This window comes from Terribacillus saccharophilus (assembly GCF_000725365.1).
Classification (GTDB): domain Bacteria; phylum Bacillota; class Bacilli; order Bacillales; family Amphibacillaceae; genus Terribacillus; species Terribacillus saccharophilus.
The window spans coordinates 3,292,893-3,313,837 of sequence record NZ_CP008876.1 but is presented as its reverse complement, the minus strand read 5'-3'; the positions used below and the strand labels follow the sequence as shown (position 1 = coordinate 3,313,837).

The window sequence follows — 20,945 nt, the reverse complement described above, 5'->3', positions numbered from 1 at the left end:
TCATTCTAACACCGGCCAAAAGAGAGGATAAGAATAAGTAGTGAACAAAATTTGAACGTTTTATGTAAATCGCCAATAATTTTTGGTTTACTCACCATTATCTGGTCTTGCTGTAATACGCCGTATTGCGAATAGTCTTTCCATCTACATGAAGGCTGTCAAAATAATGTATTCCTTCCAACTGATAGCCGAGCCGCTCTGGAACAGCCCGGCTTGCATTGTTGTCTTCGTCACAGAGTATCTGGACCCGCCGTACACCGAGCTCTGAGAAGGCATATTCCGTCTGAGCCTCAACGGCTTCCGTCATAAATCCCTGACCGGTATGACGAGTGTCCATCCAATATCCGATTTCGACTTTCGGAACATCCCAGTCTATCCCGTGAAACCCACTAGATGCAATAAATTCTCCTGTATCTTTGCGGAAAATGAGCATGCGCAGATTAGTCCGATTAATCCAGTTAGCAACTGACTGTCGGATATTTTCTTCTGTCTCTTCCGGAGTGGGCAATTCCTGCGCGAATGGCATCCAGAGCTTCAATTCCGCCATGGAAGCTTTAATTGCATCATTTACTGCTTTTCCGTCGCCAATTTTAGGTGCCCTAATGAAAAGACGATCTGTTTCGATAGTAGTCTTGAAGTCTCTTAATATTGGATTCATACCCTGCTTCCCTCCTAGAAATTTATTCTAGTATGAAGGAAGATATTGGGACTTGCAATACAATTTAGGCTACTTCTGGGTGCTTCTTCTCTTCTCGATAAGATAAAGCGGATAACAGAATTCCAATGATAGAAATGCCAGCTCCAATGACAGAAAGCCATGTATAGCCAAGATTTGCATCCAGTACAAGTCCGCCTATATAAGCACCTCCCGCATTCGCCAGATTGAACGCTGAAACACTGGCTGCTGCCGCGATTGTTGGACCTTCTTTTGCTGCCATGACTATTTTCGACTGCAATAGTGGTGTTGTCCCGAATGCACCTGCACCGAACAGACCAATTATTAAGACAGCTGTTATGCTATATGGTGTTGCCAGCGGGAACAATAAGAGAATGGCAGTCAGCGTTGCAAATACATAGATAAGTGTTTTAGTCACATTACCCGCAGCTAATCGCGGCGTTGAAAAGTTTCCGATTACGCTCCCCACTCCAAAGAAGAAGAGACTGATCATAATGCCGACGCCTCCGAAGCCTGTAACTGACCGCAGTAGCGGTTCAATAAACGTGTAGGCTGTGAATACACCTGAGTAGCCAAAGATGATAATAGCAATCGTTAAAAGCACCTGCTTATGTTTGAATACACTAAGCTCCTGCTTGATACGCGGTGTTTCTGCCGGTTTTGTATTCGGAGCAAAAATAAGCAGCCCGATTAGGCCTATTACTCCAAGCACTACAATCAGCCAAAATACGAGACGCCATTCAATGAGTGAGCCGAGATAGGCTCCGAATGGGACGCCAATCATAATGGCAATTGTGAGCCCGCCATTGACGGCTGCAATTGCCTGTACCCGTTTGCGCGGTTCCACGAGATCACTTGCCATGACAAAAGCGAGCGCAAAAAATGGCCCATGCATGAACGCGGAAGCGACACGTGAAACAAGCAGCACTGTAAAACTTGGTGCTGTCGCACTAATAATATTACTGATGATGAATAGCAGCATAAACAGAAGCAGCATCGGCTTCCTCGGCAATTTGACAGATAATGTTGTCATAAGCGGACCGAATACCGCCACTCCAAGTGCATACATGCTGACAACAAGACCCGCGGATGCAATCGTCACACCGAGATCCGACGCAATATGAGTAAGTACGCCAGTGACAACATATTCCGTCGTCCCGATGGAAAAAGCACAGATCATCAAGACTGCAATCACTGTCGTTGGTTTAAATTGTCTGCCTGCTAGAGACATGATAACTCCTCCTTTTATCTGACATAACATCCGCTAACGATACAATAGAAAAGCCTTCTATTCAAACCATAACATGGTCGATCAACAAAAAAATTATAGGAAGCGCATCCAAATAATTTAACAGGTTTTGAGTGTATGCCAGAGGGGTAATCTTTAAAGTTTAATAGCATTTAATACTGGAAGTATTTTTAAGATTAGTATATAAAAAAAGCGGCTCGCTGGCCGCTATAGGATTACTTCGTGAAGTTTTGCTGAATATCCTGTGTGATGGCAGTCACTTCCTGCATACTCGCTGCATTCTGTTCTGCAACAGATACAATACTATTGATACTGTCTGTTACACCACGAGTGTTATCGAGAACCTCATACATTGCTGCGGCAATCGTCTCGATTTGATTGCTGGTTACGGTAATCTCTGTATGCAGTTGATCAAACGTATTTTGGGTAGTAGTGATTTTATCTGATCCTGCAACAACTGCTTCCTGACCTGCATCAAGAGCATCAACAGCTTCCTTTGATTCGGTCTGGATAGCTTGAAATACACCTGTTATATCCGCTACAGCAATACGTACTTGATCAGAAAGCTTGCGTACTTCATCTGCCACTACTGCAAACCCGCGCCCTTGGTCCCCTGCCCGGGCTGCCTCGATAGCAGCATTGAGCGCAAGCAGATTCGTCTGTTCAGCGATATCCTTGATTGTCTTCAGCAACGTACTTATTTGATCTGTCTTACCATTCAGTCCTCTGACTTTCTCATAAGAAAATGTCATTTTGCTCGTTATCGTCTCCATATGACTGACAGAATCATGCATATGAGATGCACCTTCTTTGGTCAATGCATCCATTTCGACAGCAACCTGTTTCGCATCTTCCCCTTTAAGGGCCACCATCATGACATTCTCAGCGAACTTCTGCATCGTTGCAGCTAACTCTGATGACGCTTGAGACTGATTTTCTGAGCCGATAGTCACTTCCTCTAAAGCGGTTACAATTTGATTCAGAGCTTCACCTGTCTGTTCTAGCTTAATCAACGCAGACTCTGTTTCTGGTTCAACTACTGGCTCAACTGTCGCTGCTGCTTCCTGAGAAATAGGAATTTCAACTAGTTGCTCAGCCGGCGGCTCAACTGCTTCCTTCATATATAATAGAACATATATAATGCTTCCCCCTACCAAAATGAGCCCTATAATAAGATTAATCCACCAATCGAATAAGAAAACCCTTTCATTTTGAAGAAACAGCAAACCCGTATAAAGATATCCCGCAATCAGCAAACTTAGAACATGGCTTTTTTTCATCATTATTCTCCTTTCCCCTCTTTTCTTTTTATCGGCTACTATTCGACGTTCATGAACCTTTTTCTACATTTTCTTCCTTATAACGTCTTTTAACTTCACACATGCTATACTACTAGCTGACTAAAGGAGGCAGCTGCCTATGAAAGAACTATTGCAAGAAGCTACAGAGTTTATTCAAGAAAGCTATCAAGAACTCGGGAAATCAGATATAGATATGCACCAGCGCCTGTCACACATCAAAAATGAAATAACCGAAACCTCTACATATACCCATTCGACAGAAGAGCTGACACATGGTGCAAGAATGGCGTGGCGAAATTCAAATCGCTGTATCGGCCGCTTGTTTTGGAATAGCCTTCATGTTATTGATGCAAGAGAAGCTACAGAAGCAGAGGAAGTACTGGAGAAGCTGCTCAGTCATATTGAACAAGCAACAAATGCTGGAAAAGTAAAGCCGATGATCACTGTCTTCTCACCGAATAATAATATTCGTATTTGGAATCATCAATTACTTCGTTATGCTGGATATGAGACAGATCATGGTATTATCGGAGATCACGCTTCTGTACGTTTCACAAGTGTTTGCAAAACTCTTGGCTGGGAAGGCAAAGGAACGATGTATGATATTTTGCCACTCGTCGTGCAAGTGGGTGATCAGCCGCCTGTACTTCAAGAAATACCAGCAGATCTAGTGAAAGAAGTTCATATTGAACATGAGGAGTATCCTGCAATTGCTGACTTAGACTTACGTTGGTATGCGGTTCCAATTATTTCAGATATGAAATTAGAAATTGGCGGTATTACTTATAACGCAGCCCCCTTTAATGGCTGGTATATGGGAACCGAAATTGGCGCGCGAAATTTGGCCGATGAAGACCGCTATCATATGCTGCCGAAAGTAGCAGAGGTCCTTGCACTTGATCAAAGCAAGTCGTCTACACTTTGGAAAGACCGTGCACTAGTTGAGTTGAATATCGCTGTGCTGCACTCATTCCAAAAAGCAGGTGTTACAATTGTCGATCACCATACAGCCGCTAAGCAATTTGCTCATTTCGAAAAGCAGGAACAAAGAGCGGGCCGTGATGTGACAGGTATGTGGAGCTGGCTCATTCCTCCAATGTCGCCTGCAGCGACGCATATCTTCCATAAACCTTATAAGAACAAAATCATCAAGCCAAATTATTTCCATCAAGAAGATGTATACTGAAAAAGCGCAAATGCTGTGTGGCATTTGCGCTTTTCTTCTTTTCTTATTTTAATGCATCAGATACTTCTTTCACTTTCTCCATTTCAGACTCCAAACCGCCACCGGATAGGTACCAGTAATCCGGACTCAAGTACGTGATATGGTTTTCTTTAGCCGCATTTGTACCGTTCACCAATTCATTGTCTAATACTTTTTCAGCTGAAGATGTTTCGTTACCTACAACTGCTCCGCGATCGACCACAAACAGATAATCCGGGTTCTTATCAGAGATATATTCAAAACCGATGCTTTGACCATGAGTTGAGGATTCAATCGTTTCATCAACAGCAGGTACATTATAAACATCATGGATTACACCAAAACGGGAAGCTTTGCCGTAGGCACTCACGCTGCCGTCATTCACAAGTGTAATCAATGCTTTACCATCTATGCTCTCTGCCTTCGTTTTCAGGTCAGCAATAGCATCATCAATTTCACCTAACGCTGTTTCTGCTTCTTTTTCTTTACCTACGATTTGTGCGATTGTTTCTGTGTTCTTCTTAAATGAGTTCATATAATCTGTCGTATCAACACCGATGTAAATAGTCGGTGCAAGTTCACTAAGCTGTTCATAATAATCGCTTTGACGTCCTGAAATGAAGATGACATCCGGCTGCATTTCAGCAATTTTCTCTAAATCCGGCTCTTTCAGACCGCCGACATTTTCATAGTCGCTACTGCTGTACTTGGAAAGATAATCTGGGAGGTTCTCCTGTGGAACACCTGCTACATCAGCACCAAGCTTGTCCAATGTGTCCAAAGCCCCCATATCGAATGCAACAATCTTCTCGGGATTTTTTGTTACTTCAGTTTTCCCAAGCTCATGCTCGATTGTTAGTTTCTCTTCCTCTTTATCTGCACCGCTTGCACTATCGGAATTACTTCCGCATGCTGCTAGTAATAGAACGAATAGTAGACCTGTCATTAGCAAAGTTAGTTTTTTCATTTTATCTGATCTCCTTTTTCTTTTTTGTGTATGATATGCTGGCCAAGAAAGGCAGTTAGCTTCATAACGGCATCACCCCTTTAACCTGTACGGGTTTTAGAAATAGACACATATACGATTACAGCTTATATTGTGGACATCGATATCCAAATCATAAATGGATTTAAGCACATCAGATTGAATGATATCTTCAGTAGGACCTTCTGCTACAATCTTGCCATCCTTCATTGCCACGATTCGGTCTGAATACACAGAAGCGAAATTAATATCATGGATAACAAGCAATATCGTTTTGCCAAAATCCTCTACCAGCTTCCGTAGCAGCTTCATCATTTGAACGGCATGCTTCATATCAAGATTATTCAGCGGTTCGTCAAGCAGGATATAATCTGTATCCTGTGCCAGCACCATCGCGATGAATGCCCGCTGCTTCTGACCGCCGCTGAGTTCGTTCAAATAGTTATCTTCCATTTCCTCCAGATTCACGTACGCAATAGCTTCACTAACCTTTTGCTCATCTTCATCAGTTAGACGCCCACTGGAATAAGGAAAACGGCCAAAGCTTACCAACTCACGGACTGTCAGTCTCATCTGGACGACATTGGACTGACGCAGAATAGCAATTGTTTTCGCTAAGTCCTTGCTCTTTTGTTTATGTACGTCTTTTCCATCTAAGTAGACGATGCCATCATCTTGTTTCAATAACCGGCTCACCATGGAAAGTAAGGTACTCTTCCCTGCACCGTTTGGACCAATGAAGCTAGTGATCGCACCGCGTTTCACTTCGATGGAAACATCCTGAATGACTTTCTTAGATCCGAAATACTTGGAAAGCTTTTCTGCAACAATCATATTTTCTTACTCTCCCTTACTAATAAATAAATGAAATACACGCCACCAACAAAATTGATGATGACACTGATTGGCGTAGAGAAGGAAAAGATTCTTTCAACAACCAGCTGGCCACCAAGCAATGCGATAACACTGAGCAGACTTGCTGCTATCAGCAGGTACGTATGCCGGAATGTTTGGAGGAATTCTCGTGCCAGATTGGCAGTCAGTAAACCGAGGAATGTAATAGGACCGACTAATGCAGTAGACACGGCAACTAGTACTGCAATCACTAAGAACATCCGTTTTACGATCTTTTCGTATGGCACCCCTAGATTCACCGCATGATCGCGACCAATGGACATGACGTCAAAATAATGACGATAACGGAATATGTAAATACAAAGCACAATGATAATCACTGCTGAAATAAGCAGGAGATTCGTGTTTACATCCGTGAAGCTTGCGAACATGCTATCTTGAATCAGAAGAAACTCGTTCGGATCGATTATCATTTGCATGAATGAGGAAAGACTGCTGAAAAATGTCCCTAGCACCAAACCAACAAGCAGCAGTAGAAACAGATTACTTTGTCCTCTGCGGAACAGCAGCTGATAAAGTCCGAAAGCAAATCCGACCATCAGCAGAATAGTAAGGAAGAAATACGCATCACTTTGCATGATTACAAACGTTCCTGAACCAAATAAGAAAACGACGATTGTTTGAATAAACATATAGACACTATCCAGCCCCATAATGCTCGGCGTCAGGATTCTATTATGCGTTATGGTCTGGAACACAACAGTAGAAACTCCAATCGATACAGCACATAAAATCATGGCTAGTATTTTTTCTAAGCGTGTGCGCATCAGGTACTCCATCGCTTGGAAATTCATATGAATAAAAAGGTAAAGACCAGCTAAAGACAAGGCGATAACGACAAGTAATATAATCTTTCGTTTAAGCATAGGCGTTTCTCCTTAACAGCATATAAAGGAAGATACCTGTGCCAATGACGCCAACCATGAGACCTACCGAGATTTCATATGGATAGATGATCAAGCGCCCTGCTATATCACATACGAGCAGGAATGCTGCACCAAGAACAGCTGTATGCCAAATGCTGTTCTTTAAATTGTCACCGCGATATATACTTACGATATTTGGGACAATCAAACCGAGAAAAGGAATGACACCTACTGTCAGAATGACCACTGCTGTAATAATTGCGACAATAATCAAACCTACGTTCACTACATATTTATAAGGAAGACCAAGATTTGTAGCGAAATCTTCTCCCATTCCGGCAACTGTGAACATATTTGCAAATAAAAAAGCAATAATTAGAAGCGGTACACTTATGTAAAGAAGCTCATAGCGTCCTTCCATAATCAAAGAAAAATCTCCTTGAAGCCAAGAGGACATATTTTGAACCAGATCAAACTTGAGTGCAAAAAATGTTGCAATGGAACTGACCACATTTCCCAGCATAATTCCGACCAGCGGTATGAAAATCGTATCCTTCTGCTTCAGTCTCTGGAGAATTCCCATAAAGAGCAAGGTGCCGAATAAAGCAAAAGCAGCTGCGATACACATTTTCCATATCGGGCTTGCATCGGTGAAGAATAGCAAGGAAACAAGAATTCCTAATCTAGCCCAATCCATCGTCCCCGCAGTTGTCGGAGATACGAATTTGTTCTGCGTAAGCTGCTGCATTATCAGTCCGCATATGCTAAGACTTGTACCAGCCATGATGATGCTGAGCATCCGCGGCAAGCGGCTGATCATAACAATATTCCAGGCTTCCTCATCCATGTTCCACAATGCAGAGAAGGATACGTTTTCCACTCCGACAAACAGGGAACAAACTGCTAATAGAACGGTAATAATAAACAAGTAAATCAACTTCATACGCGTCAAACCTCTTTGGCAGCATCAATGATACTGATATTCATTATCAATTAGATTCTTGCTTTAGTATAGTAAATGGAAAAAGACACGTCAATAGGATTTTTGTACTGCCAAAAATGTCACGATAACTAATCATCTTAAGGAGTGTATATATGCTGCCGCTTTTAAAGAAAGAAGACATCAGTACTTCAAACCAACAACTTCCGACCTGGGCTCTTGATGCTTACCAGCCTTTTGCTGATACAGTCGCCAAAAAGGATTTCCCTTGCTATTTTGGGATTGCTGCCCAGAAGAAAGGTGATTTGCGTTATGGATTTGTCCCTCACGACAACTGGGATGATGCACTACAAATTATCAATGACTTCACAAAACTGATGCATACACAGGAAAAAGCTGTACGTCGAGGTTTATTCCTTTTCTTTGAGCCAGAGGAAACTGAACAGGATTTGGAATATTACCGAGATTACTTCTGGCGTTTTCTTCAGCGTTTGCATGAAGTGGACGACATAGCTTGGCCAGCAGAACGCCCTCGAGATCCAGATCACTTTCTCTTCGATTATCATATCGGCGGGGAAGCTTACTTCTTATTCGGGAATGCTCCAGCATATAAACAGCGAATCACACGTGATTTGGGTCCTTCTCTTGTCATAGGACTGCAGCCCCGCAGTATCTTCGACGGGCTGGAAGGCGACAAACCTGCCGGTACGAAATCTCGTGGTTCCGTCCGGGACCGGGTAGAAAAATGGGATCAGCTGCCAAAACATCCGGATATCGGACACTTCGGTGATCACAGCCACAATGAATGGAAGCAATATTTCATTGGAGATGATGCAGAGCCAATAAAAGGCGGATGTCCTTTCCATCACAAAGAGCTAAAGCATACATAACTTCTCTTTCGAGGCAGATACTATTTTATATCTGTTCTGAAAAGGAGGTCCATGAATGCCGAACCCAGATAATCGCGCAGATAATGCGGAGCGTATTGAGGATACAATCCAGCATACCCTGCAGAATGTTCATCAAACAGAGGATTTTGTCAAAGCGAACAGTGAGCATTTGACAGATGAAGAAAAGTCATTTCTGAAAGAAAAGAACGAGCGACGTGCTGCAAGTGTAGACAGTCTTCGTCATGAGTTAAAAGAAGAAGCAAATTATCAACAGCAAAAAGACAAATAAAAAGGTCCGCCATTATGGCGGACCTTTTTATTAATGCGTTTGATTCAACGGAACTGTATCATAGCTCTGCATCATCGCTGCCTGATCGGCTGGCTGCAGCTGCGGCACCTGATAATAATGGTGTTTGTTTTGATACAAGAAGATTTCATAGCTCATTTCAATCAGGTTCGGTACAGTATCTGCAACAACGCGACGAAGAACCGGGTTCGTGATTTCACATGCACTCATTGCACACAAGGAAGACATCCCTTTTACTTGTGCCAGCATATAAGCAGATAAACCTTGCTCATTTACTTCGCTAACAGAAGTGTTAGGCTTTTTCGGCTGAGATGGTGTAATACCATAAACAACATCATTACCTTGCTGCATATTGTATTGTTTAGTCGGCTGGGTTGGATCCTGACCTGTTTTAAACGCCTCCACCATTGTGTTGTACGTCTGCTTCAGAAAATCGCACTGATTATGCGCAATTGTTTTCAGCTCCTGATCCTGCATATGCTGCTCAAAGATTTGATATTGGTCCATCACACTAATCATACCAGCTAAAATTTCATGTGTATCAAAAATTTCATGACCACCATGGTTTTGCTTGCCATGCAAAGTTGTCGGCTGATTCATCTGTGCAGTCTGCATCTGGTTTTCCAATGTGATAACCCCCTATGAAATGTCGTGCCTTCTTAGTATGCTATCAGGACCAAGCACTTATGACCGGTTATTTATGCCTTTTGGCTACTCGAGCATCTGCTGCATCGGAACGAGCCTGCGCTTCTAAATCATCAACATCTGCTTCCTCTTGGGAGAAGGAGATATCTTTCCCATCCCCATCTAAATCGGTATAACGCATATAATAATCTTCCAATGATTTATCTTTGTCATTCACGGGCTTTTCCTCCTTAACGGTGCTTCAGATTTTCTTCCGCCATCCTTACAAGTTCACGAACCATATTACCGCCAATGCTGCCGCCTGTTTTGCCATTCTGCCTGCTCGTTCTATTGCCAAGATCATCCGCCTGCTCTGTCTGGTAAGACTGGTTCGCATTCTGAATAATCTTATGTTTAAGTTGATCAAGACCTTCTCGCGCCTCGGGCACGAGTATTTTGTTACGTCTTGTCATCGATAATGCCCCAGTGTATGTGCGTCACCTGTATCGCCTTCATAGTCGGCACGCACATGCTTCTTGTTTGAATCCTGTTCATCTCGTTTGGCTGTAAGACCTTCTTCCATGCCTGGCTGATACGTATCGTCAATCCAGATTCCGCCGTCAACACGATGCTTTTTCATGATGCTTCTCCTCCTTTCTGCATTAGTTTCTGTCTTTGACGCCATAATATGAAAGGCACTTCTAGCCAAAAAAAAGACCCCTGTACAAGACAGGGATCAGTTAATGATCAAGAAAATCACGATTACGATCGCCAAAGCAATACGGTAGTAGGCGAAAGGAACAAGCTTATATTTGGAAATAATTTTTAAGAACGTACGGATAGCAATTAGTGCAAAAACAAATGCGCTAATGAATCCGACGATAAAGAATGGAATTACATCTGGCGTGAAAGCATGCAAATGGTTACGCAGTGAGACAAGACTCGCACCAGCCATAATAGGAACTGCCATGATGAAAGTGAAGTCTGATGCAACACGGTGGTTCAATCCAAGAATGACACCGCCAGAGATAGTTGCTCCGGAACGGGAAAAACCAGGCCATAAAGAGATACACTGGAATAACCCAATCAGAAAGGCTTTCTTATACGTTAGGCCATCCAATGAATCGATTGTTTCTGTCTTTTTGGATGATACTTTATCTGCAAAGATCATGAATAGTGCTCCAACGACCAATGCTACGATAACGTACCATACGGAAAATAGATACTTATCGATTACATCATCGAACAATAGCCCAAGAACCCCAGCCGGCAGCAAGCCAACAATAACGATTCCAAGATTGAACTTGTTTTGTTTCCCTGGCATCGATTCTGTTTTTCCTTGCAGCTTGCGAATACCAAGAATTTGCATGAACTTGTCCCAAAAAACGATGACAGAGGCCAAGATGCTTCCTAGCTGAATAACGATAATAAATGTATTCGCTACCTCGTTGTTAAACAATTCGTGGATCTTCAACCACATATCATCAATGATGATTAAGTGACCTGTAGATGATACCGGGGCGAACTCTGTCAATCCTTCGACCAGCCCCATGATCAAGGCCGAAAAGAACTCAATGATACTCATGCCTCTACTCCTCTAGCTACTTTTTTTCTTTTTATTCCGTCTGATGAACCAAATGACGAACAAGACAATAATAATCGCCAGTACTACGATAACGACATCCTGATAATAACCAAGATATGTTTCCACTGATGTCCAGGACTCACCAAGCCAGAAACCGAGCAGTACTAATACTGTATTCCAAATGAGCGTTCCTAATGTCGTAAAGATAAGGAACAGTGGGAAATTCATATTAGACATCCCGGCCGGTATGGAAATCAAGCTCCGAATCACGGGTACAAATCGGCAAAGGAAAATTGTCCATACGCCATACTTATCGAACCAAGCATCCGCTTTATGTATGTCTTCTTTTTTAATTCGTAAAATATGTCCCCAGCGATCTACGATTTTCTCCAGACGTTCAACATCTAAAAGAAGCCCGATGCCGTAAAGGATAATAGCTCCAATGACTGCACCGATCGTTGCTGCGATAATAACACCGACTACAGTGACACTACCAGAAGTGGTTGTCAGGAAGCCGCCGAACAGCAGGATGATCTCTGAAGGAATTGGCGGGAATACGTTTTCGCCTGCCATCAGCAATACGATCGCAAAATAACCGAATTGTTCCATAAACTGCGTTATCCAATTATCCATTTTACAACTCCAAACGTAAATTATTTACCAAATCATTATAGCATCCTGTACCCGAAAAGGTGGATTTTTTTACGTATTATTAACATTCTAACAGACAGCACTCAAGAGGTTAATAGAAACAGAGACTTAGTTTCCACTAGGCTCAAGTCCTAGGTTCGCATTGTCGCGCCTTTTACCTTATCTGTGATATAGTCTATAGGAAGAAAATGATTATTATATATAGGGGGGAATACGATGAAAATCGTGACAATCGAGCCTACCCCGAGTCCATACTCGATGAAGATCGTAGTGGATGACATGCTGCCGATGGGCAGCAGTTTCGATTACAAACGAGAGACCTATTCTTCTGGCGATCCTGACTACGTCCAGGCGTTATTTCAAATCGAAGGTGTGAAAGGTATTTACCGTGTGGCAGACTTCCTTGCACTGGAAAGAAGCCCAAAATCAGCTTGGGAAACCATATTGCCTGCTGTACGCGAAGCATTCGGTGAGAAAAGTCAAGGTGCATCCGCAGAAGCTGGCATCCAAGAGCCGCATTTTGGCCAAGTGGATGTTCAGGTTCAGACAATTCATGGTGTACCGATGCAAATTAAGCTTCTATTTGATGAACAAGAGAAGCGGATTGGACTTCCTGCATTGTTTACGGAAGCAGCGATGGAAGCAGCCGGGGACGACAATATTGTGTTTGCCCGCAAATGGGAAGAACAGTATCCCCGCTATGGTGATCCGGATCAGGTAGGACAAGATATTTATGAAGAATTGCTCGCAAGCTATAGTACAGAACGGCTGCAGGAACTCGTAGCACGTGCTAAGAACCCCCAAGCTCCAGCTGCGAAACGACAGCAGCCGACGATGGATGTTTGGAATGAAGATGATTGGCGCGTACGCTATCGCGCATTGGATACGCTGGAGCCTAGTATTGAGTATCTTCCTTTCTTGGATAAAGCTCTGCAGGATCCGAAAGCATCCATTCGCCGGCTGGCAACTGCATATCTCGGTATGATAGAAGATAAAGCTGCATTGCCGCTGTTATACCGCGCTTTACAGGATAAAGTCGTAACAGTTAGACGAACAGCCGGCGACTGCCTATCCGATCTTGGGTTCAAAGAAGCTACACCGGCGATGGAAGCAACACTTGCCGATTCGAATCGGATCGTCAGGTGGCGAGCTGCAATGTTTCTATATGAACTTGGGGACAGCGAAAGCCTGCCGATGCTAGAAAAAGCAGCAAGACAGGAAAATGAATTCGAAGTTAAGCTGCAGCTTAACATGGCAATTGAGCGGATAGCCGGCGGCGAAGCGGCCAAAGGATCCGTCTGGAAACAAATGACGGAAGCAACCAAACAAAAGGAGGAATAAAACATGAATGCATACGAAGAATATATGCGCGGTATTGTCCAGCCAATGCGGGATGAGCTGACACAGGCAGGATTCCAGGAACTAACAGATGGTGAACAGGTTGAAAAATATGTAGATCAAACAAAAGGCAGCACACTAGTAGTTGTCAATTCTGTATGCGGCTGTGCAGCAGGTCTTGCACGACCAGCAGTAAGAGAATCTTTACAGAACGCTAAAAAACCAGATAATCTTGTAACTGTATTTGCAGGCCAGGATAAAGAAGCTACAGAAAAGATGCGGGAATACTTCACAGATCAGCCGCCATCCTCCCCTTCTGTCGCATTGATGCAGGACGGAAAATTGGTTCATTTCATCCCTCGCGAGCAAATTGAAGGCTACGATGTAGAAGAAATCGTAGAAAATCTTACAACTGCATATAATAACCATCTGTAAAAAGCTGCTTTTGCAGCTTTTTTTTGTTCATCATTCAGTTCATAATTCTTTGTTTCATTCCCCTTTCCTACAATGTGTTAAGAATCAAAGAAAATGGAGCTTTCTGTCTGGTTATGTAGTACACTATCTAAAAAAAGTGAAGGAACAATTCATGAAGCAGATAAACGTTTTCGATACACATCATCAGTTACTCCTGTCACACAGGCTAAAGCTGAGTTCCATTACACTTCTTGCTTGTTATCCGCTATTCCTTATTGCGGATATCTCTCTATATAGATCATTAGATAATCCAAATTACGTAATTCCACTGGCTCTTGTACATCTAATTGGCATGCTGATGTCCGCTTGTTACCTTCTCTTTTTCAAATCAGTACATTCAAGGTTTCTAAGTGTCAGTTATATAGGGCTGTATATCGCCCAAGGTGCGTTCTCTTCCTTCAACAGCTTTCAGCAAGAAGGAAATATGTATGCATATCTCATCATCCTGCTTGCCTGTGCCTCCCTTTTACCGATACAGCCGGTAATTTATGCTCTCTTGGCAGGTATTGCACATATCATGCTGCTGGGCGGTCTGTTCTACTTTCATCCCGGTGCTGTTTCGCTTATTATGCTTATCAATTTCACAGGTGGATTGGTCGTAAGCGTAGTGATCAATCTCAGTTTCTATCACTACTTGAGAAAAGACTACAGCAGCCAAGTTCAATTGGAGGAAGAAAAACGCAACTTTAAAAGCCTGTTTTTTGCCAATCCACAGCCTGTAGTACTCATCTGTTTGGATAGCGAAAATATAATTCTTTACAATAAACAAGCTGGACATTTTTTTGGTATTAACCCACAAACTGTCAGCAGTTTTTCTCTCAATTCCTTCTTTCCTGACAAAAAAGAGCAGGAAGCATTATTAGGAAAACTAAAAAATGAAGTAAAAATTGAGAATTATATCACCCATAATCTGGTACATCATGCAAACTGGATGATGCTGAATTTTGAGTTGCTCAGCTATAACAAAAAAGATGCGCTTTTAATCAGTGTAACGGACGTAACAAGCTTTAAACGGATTGAAAAAGAACTCCAGGAGCATGCCAGCCGAGATGTGTTAACAGGGGTATTTAACCGTCGTGCCGGTATCCAATTTATCGAGGATCTTCTCCAGCAAGGCAAGGACCCATTCTGCCTCTGTTTTGTAGACGTAAACAACTTGAAACGCGTCAATGACGAGCATGGTCACAATGAAGGCGACCAGCTAATTCAGCTTATCGCTTCTACAATAACCTTGACCTTGACAGAAGATGAATATCTTTTCCGACATGGCGGTGATGAATTCATTATCTTGCTGCCGCAAACAGTTCGCCAGCAAGCAGAAGAATTCCTCGTTAAACTGCACGAGAAACTAACCCGGTTGAATGACTCAAAAATAAAAGTTTATCCTATCGCAGCAAGCTTCGGCATCCATGACTATGCACCAGGCTCTACCCTGACAGTCACAGAAATGATAGAAATCGCAGATCAGGAAATGTACAAATCCAAACAACAGCTCAAAGAAGCTCAATTCCAATAATTGGGCTTTCTTGCATATTGAAAACCCTTTCATATTTTGATAGAATTAAGTTATCGAAGGAGGAGGGGTGCCAATGTGGAAAACAAACTTGTTAATCAGCGGTAGCATAGTAGGATGTGCTTTAGTCACATGGGTAGCTTCTTTATAATATTAATTGAAAACGGTATCATTCAGATAAAAGGGTAAACCAGCCAAAAGGCAGGTTTACCCTTTTTTATTTATCCTTATAATAACTTTATAATAATTATAAATAAGTATTGATTTTTAATAAAAAGATGTTACTATGTTTATAGATTTACTAAACAATACTTTTCTGAGGTGATTTTCTTGGCAGACAAAAAACTAACTACTAGCTGGGGTGCTCCAGTTGGAGATAACCAGAATTCACAAACTGCTGGCTCACGTGGACCTACACTGATCCAGGATGTGCATCTTCTTGAGAAACTAGCACACTTTAACCGTGAACGCGTTCCTGAACGTGTTGTACACGCAAAAGGTGCCGGTGCACATGGTTACTTCGAAGTCACCAATGATGTTTCTAAATATACAAAAGCAAACTTCCTATCTGAAGTTGGTAAAAAAACAGATATGTTCATCCGTTTCTCTACTGTAGCTGGTGAGCTAGGTTCTGCTGATACAGTACGCGACCCTCGCGGTTTCGCTGTTAAATTCTATACAGAAGAAGGTAACTATGATCTAGTCGGTAACAATACACCTGTATTCTTCATCCGCGATGCAATCAAGTTCCCTGACTTTATCCATACACAAAAAAGACATCCGCAAACACACTTAAAAAACCCTGATGCGGTTTGGGATTTCTGGTCTCTTTCTCCAGAGAGCCTGCACCAGGTTACTATCCTTATGTCTGACCGCGGTATTCCGGCAACATTGCGCAATATGCACGGTTTCGGTTCCCATACATTCAAATGGGTTAACGAAAAAGGCGAAGGCTTTTGGGTGAAATATCACTTCAAGACACAGCAAGGCGTTAAAAACATGGATCCGGCTGTAGCAGCTAAAATTGCTGGTGAGCATCCAGATTATCATACAGAAGATTTATTCAACGCAATCGAAAACGGCGATTTCCCTGAATGGAAGCTTTATGTTCAAATCATGCCAATGGAAGATGCAAACACATATCGCTTTGATCCATTCGATGTAACAAAAGTATGGTCTCAAAAAGATTACCCGCTAATCGAAGTTGGCCGCATGGTATTGAACCGCAACCCTGAAAACTACTTCGCGGAAGTAGAACAAGCTACGTTCTCTCCAGGAACACTTGTACCGGGTATTGATGTATCTCCTGATAAGATGCTTCAAGGTCGTCTGTTTGCTTACCATGATGCACACCGTTATCGTGTGGGTGCCAACCACCAAGCACTTCCGATCAACCGTGCGCGTAATGAAGTGAACAACTACCAGCGTGATGGTCAAATGCGTTTCGATAACAATGGCGGAAGCGGCGTTTACTATGAGCCGAACAGCTTCAACGGTCCGAAAGAAGACCCTGCAAGCAAAATTGCTCCATTCGAAGTGTCCGGACAAGCTGACAGCGTCGGTTACGATGAAAACGACCACTACACACAGCCTGGTGATCTTTATCGCCTTATGACTGATGATGAAAAAGCTCGTCTTGTACAAAACTTCGTTGATGCAATGAAGCCTGTTACAAGAAAAGACATTCTTGAACGCGAAGTAGCTCATATCTACAAAGCAGATAAAGAATGGGGCCAACGTGTAGCTGACGGCCTAGGAATTGCACTTCCACAGGAAGTTTAATAAAGAAAAAGGGTAGCTGAACAATTATGTTCAGCTACCCTTTTGTTTTTATATACCCATATAATTCTGAAAGCATGTGATGTAAAACTAGAATCACTTCTTCTCTTTGTTTATAAACCGATGTGTAGAAATTAATCTTTTCAATCTCTTGCCTTGCTTTATCAACGGATTTCTCCATATGATCAGGTACCTTGCATTCAGATAACCGTTTATCAAGTTCATTTATAGAAATGTTACTCTCTTCAAAGTTATTACATATTTCCCTGACGTGAGATAGATTATCCTTAGCAACTCTCCAGGCCGGATCTTTCTTATCATGATTATATGGTTCTCTAGTATATGGAATAACTCGCCTTTCACAAGCTCCAAAATCCATGTAATTCTTTTGCGCCTCTATAAGAGAAACTGTGTTGGCACCTCCTGCTTCATAAACATGCGCATTTTGGTAAGGATCATCCTCCCAAAAGCATATTGGACATATATCATATGAACCTTCATCATCTTCCAAAGTTTTATACCCGCAGCAAGTACACATATATAACATAATTCCTAATCACTCGCTTTCATTAGCTCAATTAAAAAAGTACACCACTCTAACGTGATGTACTCTTTCTCATTTATCTGGAGAATCTCCTATAATCCGTACTTCCCGGTGAAGACTCACATCGAATTTCTCTTTGACTGTTTCTTGTACGTGTTTGATCAGATTGATGTAATCTGATGCTGTACCATTGTCTACGTTTACCATGAAGCCTGCATGTTTACCTGACACCTCTACACCGCCGATTCGCGTCAGCTGCAGTCCTGCATCCATGATCAACTTGCCAGCAAAGTGACCTGGTGGGCGCTGGAAGACACTGCCGCAGGATGGATATTCAAGCGGCTGCTTTGATTCACGAAGGAATGTTAGTTCATCCATCTTCGCCTTAATCGCCGTTTGGTCACCATTCTCTAATACGAATGTTGCTTCTACAGCGATGTAATTATTCTTCTGCAGAAGGCTGGTACGGTAACTAAGCTCTAATTCTTCACTTGTCATTACCTTACGCTCACCAGTATCCGTTATGACAACTACCTGCTCCAATACATCCTTCACTTCTCCGCCATACGCGCCAGCATTCATATACAATGCTCCGCCGATAGAACCAGGAATGCCGCAGGCAAACTCTAATCCGGTCAAACTAGCATCTAGTGCAATTCTGGAAACATCTATAATCGCTGCACCTGACTGAGCTGTAATCCTGTTACCTTCTACTTTGACTTCATCGAGTTTCGTCAGGATCATGACCACTCCGCGCAGCCCGCCATCCTGTATAATGACGTTAGATGCATTACCGAGGATCGTCAGCGGTACACCATTTTCTTTTGTATAAGCAACAACCTGTTCGATTTCCGTGTAACTTCTCGGGAAAACGAGTACATCCGCTTTTCCGCCTACTTTTGTATACGTATAATCTGCAAGCGGCGCTTCTATAAGTACATCTGCAGCCTCTAAAAATTGCTTTATGTCTCTTTCCAATGTATTCACATTCATCATATAATCCCTCATTATTGTATTAGCCGCTGTAAATCAGCGTGCCCCAACCTGTATTGTATACCACATTTCGCACACGTGACAATGCCCTTATTTACCTGTTAGGCCAGACACCTATAGTTTATGCAAAAAAAGAACAAATGCGCATCATTTACAGCTTAGTACAATGTCCCGTAATCACTTGGTATTGCTCACCGATCAGCTGCCATACACGTGTATAAATAAAGTCACCACTGATTTTCTCGTCTCCCTCTTGTCCTTCCAAGTGGATACGGGAAATCGTTACGGCTCCATCCTTTGTCGGTTTGATTTGCAGATCGGAACAAGCTACTTTTGTAAAGCGGACAGCAAGTGTCCGATGTGCCTCCAAATCCATTTCCTTGGTCACATAGCTGCCTTCATGATTGATGAAAACAAGATCATCATGCAAAAATGTATCCAATGCAAATATATCCCTCGTCTGCATTGCTTCCCGAAGCTCCTGCTCCAGAAGTTCAAACTGATTAGGACTCACGATTTCTTCTGTTTGTTCAATCTGTTTTGGAGTCACGTTAAGATCTGCCTGTTCAAAACGATCAGGTCTCTTAATCACGTCTACAATGGATTGAATCTTAACTATATGAGCGGTAGCAATATGTACGTCCCCAATTACGATAAAAGCTTTATTCATCATGCCTTGGTTGTTCGTTATATGCTCTAGTATTTGATGTTCAGGCGCTTCTGTTCGAATTTGCTCACCTGTTGATAGCGTAATAATTGTTTCATTCATGAGTGTTCACTCCGTTCTATTTTTCTTCCGACATAAAGTAACTTTCATAATTGTATCGCGATACGAGCACTCAAGGAAATCATATGGTCTATTTTCGCTGACGCCAAAAATAGGAAAAGCTCCTTGGACTGTTTAGAGTAAGCCCTAAAGGGAAGGGATAAACTATATATGTAAATCTGGAGGTGTACAAAGTGAGTAATGATACGCGCGAATTCCGAACAGGACAAGGTGTACCGCAAACAGGTGTGTATATCTGTCAGTCTGGTGAAAGAGTTGAAATAAAAGAAAACGATGTGTTCCCTGTATGCCCGACAAAGGGCGAGGAAACAACGTGGAAACAAGAAAAAGCGTAATAGGGTGCTGAGGACTTCTCTCTCTGCACCTCTTTCTTTTCTGGAACAAATTTAAAACTAAATATATCAAGCAGATAAAAGGCCGAATCCCAAGTGGGAATCGGCCGTAAATAATTCTCTAATGTTCGTTAGAGAGTGACGATAATCGGACCATTTTTAGTAAGAATAATCGTATGTTCCACTTGAGCTACAAAGCTTTTTTCTGTAGCATAGGTCCAGCCGTCATTCTTTTGGAATACTTCTTCCTCAGAAGTTGAAATAAATGGTTCGAATGCAATAACCATCCCATCCTTTAATAATTCATCATCAAATGTATCCTTATAATTATAAATATGGTCAGGTGCTTCGTGAATTGTGCGTCCAATTCCATGTCCTGTAAGATTCGTGATAACAGTCAAATCATTCTGTCTTGCTGTTTGGAATACTGCTCTTCCGATTCCGCTTTTTTTGGAACCAGGTTTAGCTTTCTTAAGGCCTGCTTCAAAGGCTTGCTTAGCAACGTCACATATTTTCGTTAAAATTTCTTCTCCTTCACCTACTACAAACGAAATCCCTGTATCCGCGAAATAACCGTTTTTAGACCCAGAAACATCTACATTCACTAGATCTCCTTCAGAAATAACACGGCTTCCTGGAATACCATGTGCCACTTCATCATTCACACTAATGCAAGTATGGCCAGGAAAATCATATTCACTTTTCGGAGCAGAAACTGCGCCTTCTTTCTCGAACATCTCTCCGGCAATATCATCAAGTTCTTTCGTTGTTATGCCAGGAACTGTTCTTTTTACCAATTCATCTCTAATGGAGCCAACAATCTTACCAATTTCCTTCAATCCATTAAAATCTTCTTCTGTTTTTGCAATCATTTTTTTACCTCACTTTGATCATTAACTGTATAAGTGCTATTTTCTCGAAAAACACAAGTAATGTAAATCATAGTGTTTAAAGAGATGAAACAGTCTATCAAGACATTAATCTGAACTCTT

General features: G+C 42.2%; 24 protein-coding genes and 1 pseudogene. 8 read left to right on the top strand and 17 right to left on the bottom strand.

All coding sequences use genetic code 11. From position 1 onward, the window contains the following. Positions 1-97: 97 nt before the first annotated feature. The 3 genes from GZ22_RS16435 to GZ22_RS16425 all read right to left on the bottom strand — a co-directional run bounded on the left by GZ22_RS16435 (position 98) and on the right by GZ22_RS16425 (position 3,208). Positions 98-658, bottom strand: a complete 561-nt coding sequence (locus GZ22_RS16435) for a GNAT family N-acetyltransferase (protein ID WP_038564828.1) — start codon at positions 656-658, stop codon at positions 98-100. A gap of 64 nt (positions 659-722) precedes the next feature. Continuing rightward, positions 723-1,907, bottom strand: coding sequence for an MFS transporter (locus tag GZ22_RS16430; protein ID WP_038564825.1), 1,185 nt, complete (start codon positions 1,905-1,907; stop codon positions 723-725). A 233-nt stretch (positions 1,908-2,140) separates the two neighbouring features. Beyond that, positions 2,141-3,208: a methyl-accepting chemotaxis protein gene (locus GZ22_RS16425; RefSeq protein WP_084160780.1), complete on the bottom strand. Its 1,068-nt coding sequence runs from the start codon at positions 3,206-3,208 to the stop codon at positions 2,141-2,143. A 136-nt stretch (positions 3,209-3,344) separates the two neighbouring features. Between GZ22_RS16425 and GZ22_RS16420 the strand changes: the two genes are divergently transcribed. Beyond that, complete coding sequence (locus GZ22_RS16420) at positions 3,345-4,412, top strand: nitric oxide synthase oxygenase (RefSeq protein ID WP_038564823.1); 1,068 nt, start codon at positions 3,345-3,347, stop codon at positions 4,410-4,412. Between the two features lie 43 nt (positions 4,413-4,455). Here GZ22_RS16420 and GZ22_RS16415 read toward each other — a convergent pair whose 3' ends face one another. The 4 genes from GZ22_RS16415 to GZ22_RS16400 all read right to left on the bottom strand — a co-directional run bounded on the left by GZ22_RS16415 (position 4,456) and on the right by GZ22_RS16400 (position 8,139). Further along, a complete protein-coding gene (locus GZ22_RS16415) occupies positions 4,456-5,397 on the bottom strand; it encodes a siderophore ABC transporter substrate-binding protein (RefSeq protein ID WP_038564820.1) in 942 nt (313 codons plus the stop codon). Positions 5,398-5,493: 96 nt separating this feature from the next. After that, positions 5,494-6,249, bottom strand: coding sequence for an iron ABC transporter ATP-binding protein (locus GZ22_RS16410; protein ID WP_038564818.1), 756 nt, complete (start codon positions 6,247-6,249; stop codon positions 5,494-5,496). Then, positions 6,246-7,196 carry an iron chelate uptake ABC transporter family permease subunit gene (locus GZ22_RS16405; protein ID WP_038564815.1) on the bottom strand — a complete coding sequence of 317 codons (951 nt, stop codon included), beginning with the start codon at positions 7,194-7,196 and terminating at the stop codon, positions 6,246-6,248. Before GZ22_RS16405 ends, GZ22_RS16410 begins: the two co-directional genes overlap by 4 nt. Continuing rightward, a complete protein-coding gene (locus GZ22_RS16400; RefSeq protein ID WP_038564812.1) occupies positions 7,189-8,139 on the bottom strand; it encodes an ABC transporter permease in 951 nt (316 codons plus the stop codon). The genes GZ22_RS16405 and GZ22_RS16400 overlap by 8 nt, the downstream gene beginning before the upstream one ends. A 152-nt stretch (positions 8,140-8,291) precedes the next feature. Between GZ22_RS16400 and GZ22_RS16395 the strand changes: the two genes are divergently transcribed. Beyond that, positions 8,292-9,026: a YqcI/YcgG family protein gene (locus GZ22_RS16395; RefSeq protein ID WP_038564810.1), complete on the top strand. Its 735-nt coding sequence runs from the start codon at positions 8,292-8,294 to the stop codon at positions 9,024-9,026. Positions 9,027-9,081: 55 nt separating this feature from the next. After that, entirely contained in the window at positions 9,082-9,315 is a 234-nt protein-coding gene (gene tlp, locus GZ22_RS16390; RefSeq protein ID WP_038564808.1) for a small acid-soluble spore protein Tlp, read from the top strand. 30 nt (positions 9,316-9,345) lie between these two features. Here the strand turns inward: tlp and GZ22_RS16385 are convergent, their stop codons facing one another. From GZ22_RS16385 to GZ22_RS16370, 6 genes are all read right to left on the bottom strand, one after another. After that, a complete protein-coding gene (locus tag GZ22_RS16385) occupies positions 9,346-9,948 on the bottom strand; it encodes a spore coat protein (protein ID WP_051748569.1) in 603 nt (200 codons plus the stop codon). A 79-nt stretch (positions 9,949-10,027) separates the two neighbouring features. After that, positions 10,028-10,159, bottom strand: coding sequence for a YfhD family protein (locus tag GZ22_RS18325; RefSeq protein WP_084160843.1), 132 nt, complete (start codon positions 10,157-10,159; stop codon positions 10,028-10,030). A 49-nt stretch (positions 10,160-10,208) separates the two neighbouring features. Then, positions 10,209-10,430 carry an alpha/beta-type small acid-soluble spore protein gene (locus tag GZ22_RS16380; RefSeq protein ID WP_038564806.1) on the bottom strand — a complete coding sequence of 74 codons (222 nt, stop codon included), beginning with the start codon at positions 10,428-10,430 and terminating at the stop codon, positions 10,209-10,211. Continuing rightward, positions 10,427-10,597 (bottom strand): hypothetical protein, encoded by a 171-nt coding sequence (locus GZ22_RS18685; protein WP_164072109.1) that lies wholly within the window; start codon positions 10,595-10,597, stop codon positions 10,427-10,429. The genes GZ22_RS16380 and GZ22_RS18685 overlap by 4 nt, the downstream gene beginning before the upstream one ends. 96 nt (positions 10,598-10,693) lie before the next feature. Beyond that, positions 10,694-11,542, bottom strand: a complete 849-nt coding sequence (locus tag GZ22_RS16375; protein ID WP_038564803.1) for an undecaprenyl-diphosphate phosphatase — start codon at positions 11,540-11,542, stop codon at positions 10,694-10,696. A 12-nt stretch (positions 11,543-11,554) separates the two neighbouring features. Next, the gene (locus GZ22_RS16370) at positions 11,555-12,175 is read right to left on the bottom strand and encodes a DedA family protein (protein ID WP_038564801.1); all 621 of its coding nucleotides are present in this window, start codon (positions 12,173-12,175) and stop codon (positions 11,555-11,557) included. Between the two features lie 234 nt (positions 12,176-12,409). On the opposite strand from GZ22_RS16370, the gene GZ22_RS16365 reads away from it, so the two are divergent. From GZ22_RS16365 to katA, 4 genes are all read left to right on the top strand, one after another. Beyond that, positions 12,410-13,534: a conserved virulence factor C family protein gene (locus tag GZ22_RS16365; RefSeq protein ID WP_038564798.1), complete on the top strand. Its 1,125-nt coding sequence runs from the start codon at positions 12,410-12,412 to the stop codon at positions 13,532-13,534. A gap of 3 nt (positions 13,535-13,537) precedes the next feature. Then, entirely contained in the window at positions 13,538-13,966 is a 429-nt protein-coding gene (locus GZ22_RS16360) for a BrxA/BrxB family bacilliredoxin (RefSeq protein ID WP_038564795.1), read from the top strand. A 151-nt stretch (positions 13,967-14,117) separates the two neighbouring features. Continuing rightward, positions 14,118-15,521, top strand: coding sequence for a sensor domain-containing diguanylate cyclase (locus GZ22_RS16355; RefSeq protein WP_038564793.1), 1,404 nt, complete (start codon positions 14,118-14,120; stop codon positions 15,519-15,521). A gap of 327 nt (positions 15,522-15,848) precedes the next feature. Next, positions 15,849-17,300: a catalase KatA gene (katA, locus tag GZ22_RS16350; RefSeq protein WP_038564789.1), complete on the top strand. Its 1,452-nt coding sequence runs from the start codon at positions 15,849-15,851 to the stop codon at positions 17,298-17,300. A 292-nt stretch (positions 17,301-17,592) separates the two neighbouring features. On the opposite strand, the pseudogene GZ22_RS18930 reads toward katA, so the two are convergent. The 3 genes and pseudogenes from GZ22_RS18930 to GZ22_RS18110 all read right to left on the bottom strand — a co-directional run. Beyond that, positions 17,593-17,844: pseudogene (locus GZ22_RS18930) on the bottom strand (CPCC family cysteine-rich protein); the annotation flags it as partial. Positions 17,845-17,913: 69 nt separating this feature from the next. Next, positions 17,914-18,834 carry a UDP-N-acetylmuramate dehydrogenase gene (gene murB, locus GZ22_RS16340; RefSeq protein ID WP_038566329.1) on the bottom strand — a complete coding sequence of 307 codons (921 nt, stop codon included), beginning with the start codon at positions 18,832-18,834 and terminating at the stop codon, positions 17,914-17,916. A 151-nt stretch (positions 18,835-18,985) separates the two neighbouring features. Further along, positions 18,986-19,603: a nuclear transport factor 2 family protein gene (locus GZ22_RS18110; protein WP_051748403.1), complete on the bottom strand. Its 618-nt coding sequence runs from the start codon at positions 19,601-19,603 to the stop codon at positions 18,986-18,988. 191 nt (positions 19,604-19,794) lie between these two features. On the opposite strand from GZ22_RS18110, the gene GZ22_RS18680 reads away from it, so the two are divergent. Next, positions 19,795-19,956: a hypothetical protein gene (locus GZ22_RS18680; protein ID WP_164072107.1), complete on the top strand. Its 162-nt coding sequence runs from the start codon at positions 19,795-19,797 to the stop codon at positions 19,954-19,956. Between the two features lie 128 nt (positions 19,957-20,084). Here GZ22_RS18680 and map read toward each other — a convergent pair whose 3' ends face one another. Continuing rightward, positions 20,085-20,825 carry a type I methionyl aminopeptidase gene (gene map, locus GZ22_RS16330; protein ID WP_038564786.1) on the bottom strand — a complete coding sequence of 247 codons (741 nt, stop codon included), beginning with the start codon at positions 20,823-20,825 and terminating at the stop codon, positions 20,085-20,087. Positions 20,826-20,945: the final 120 nt, after the last annotated feature.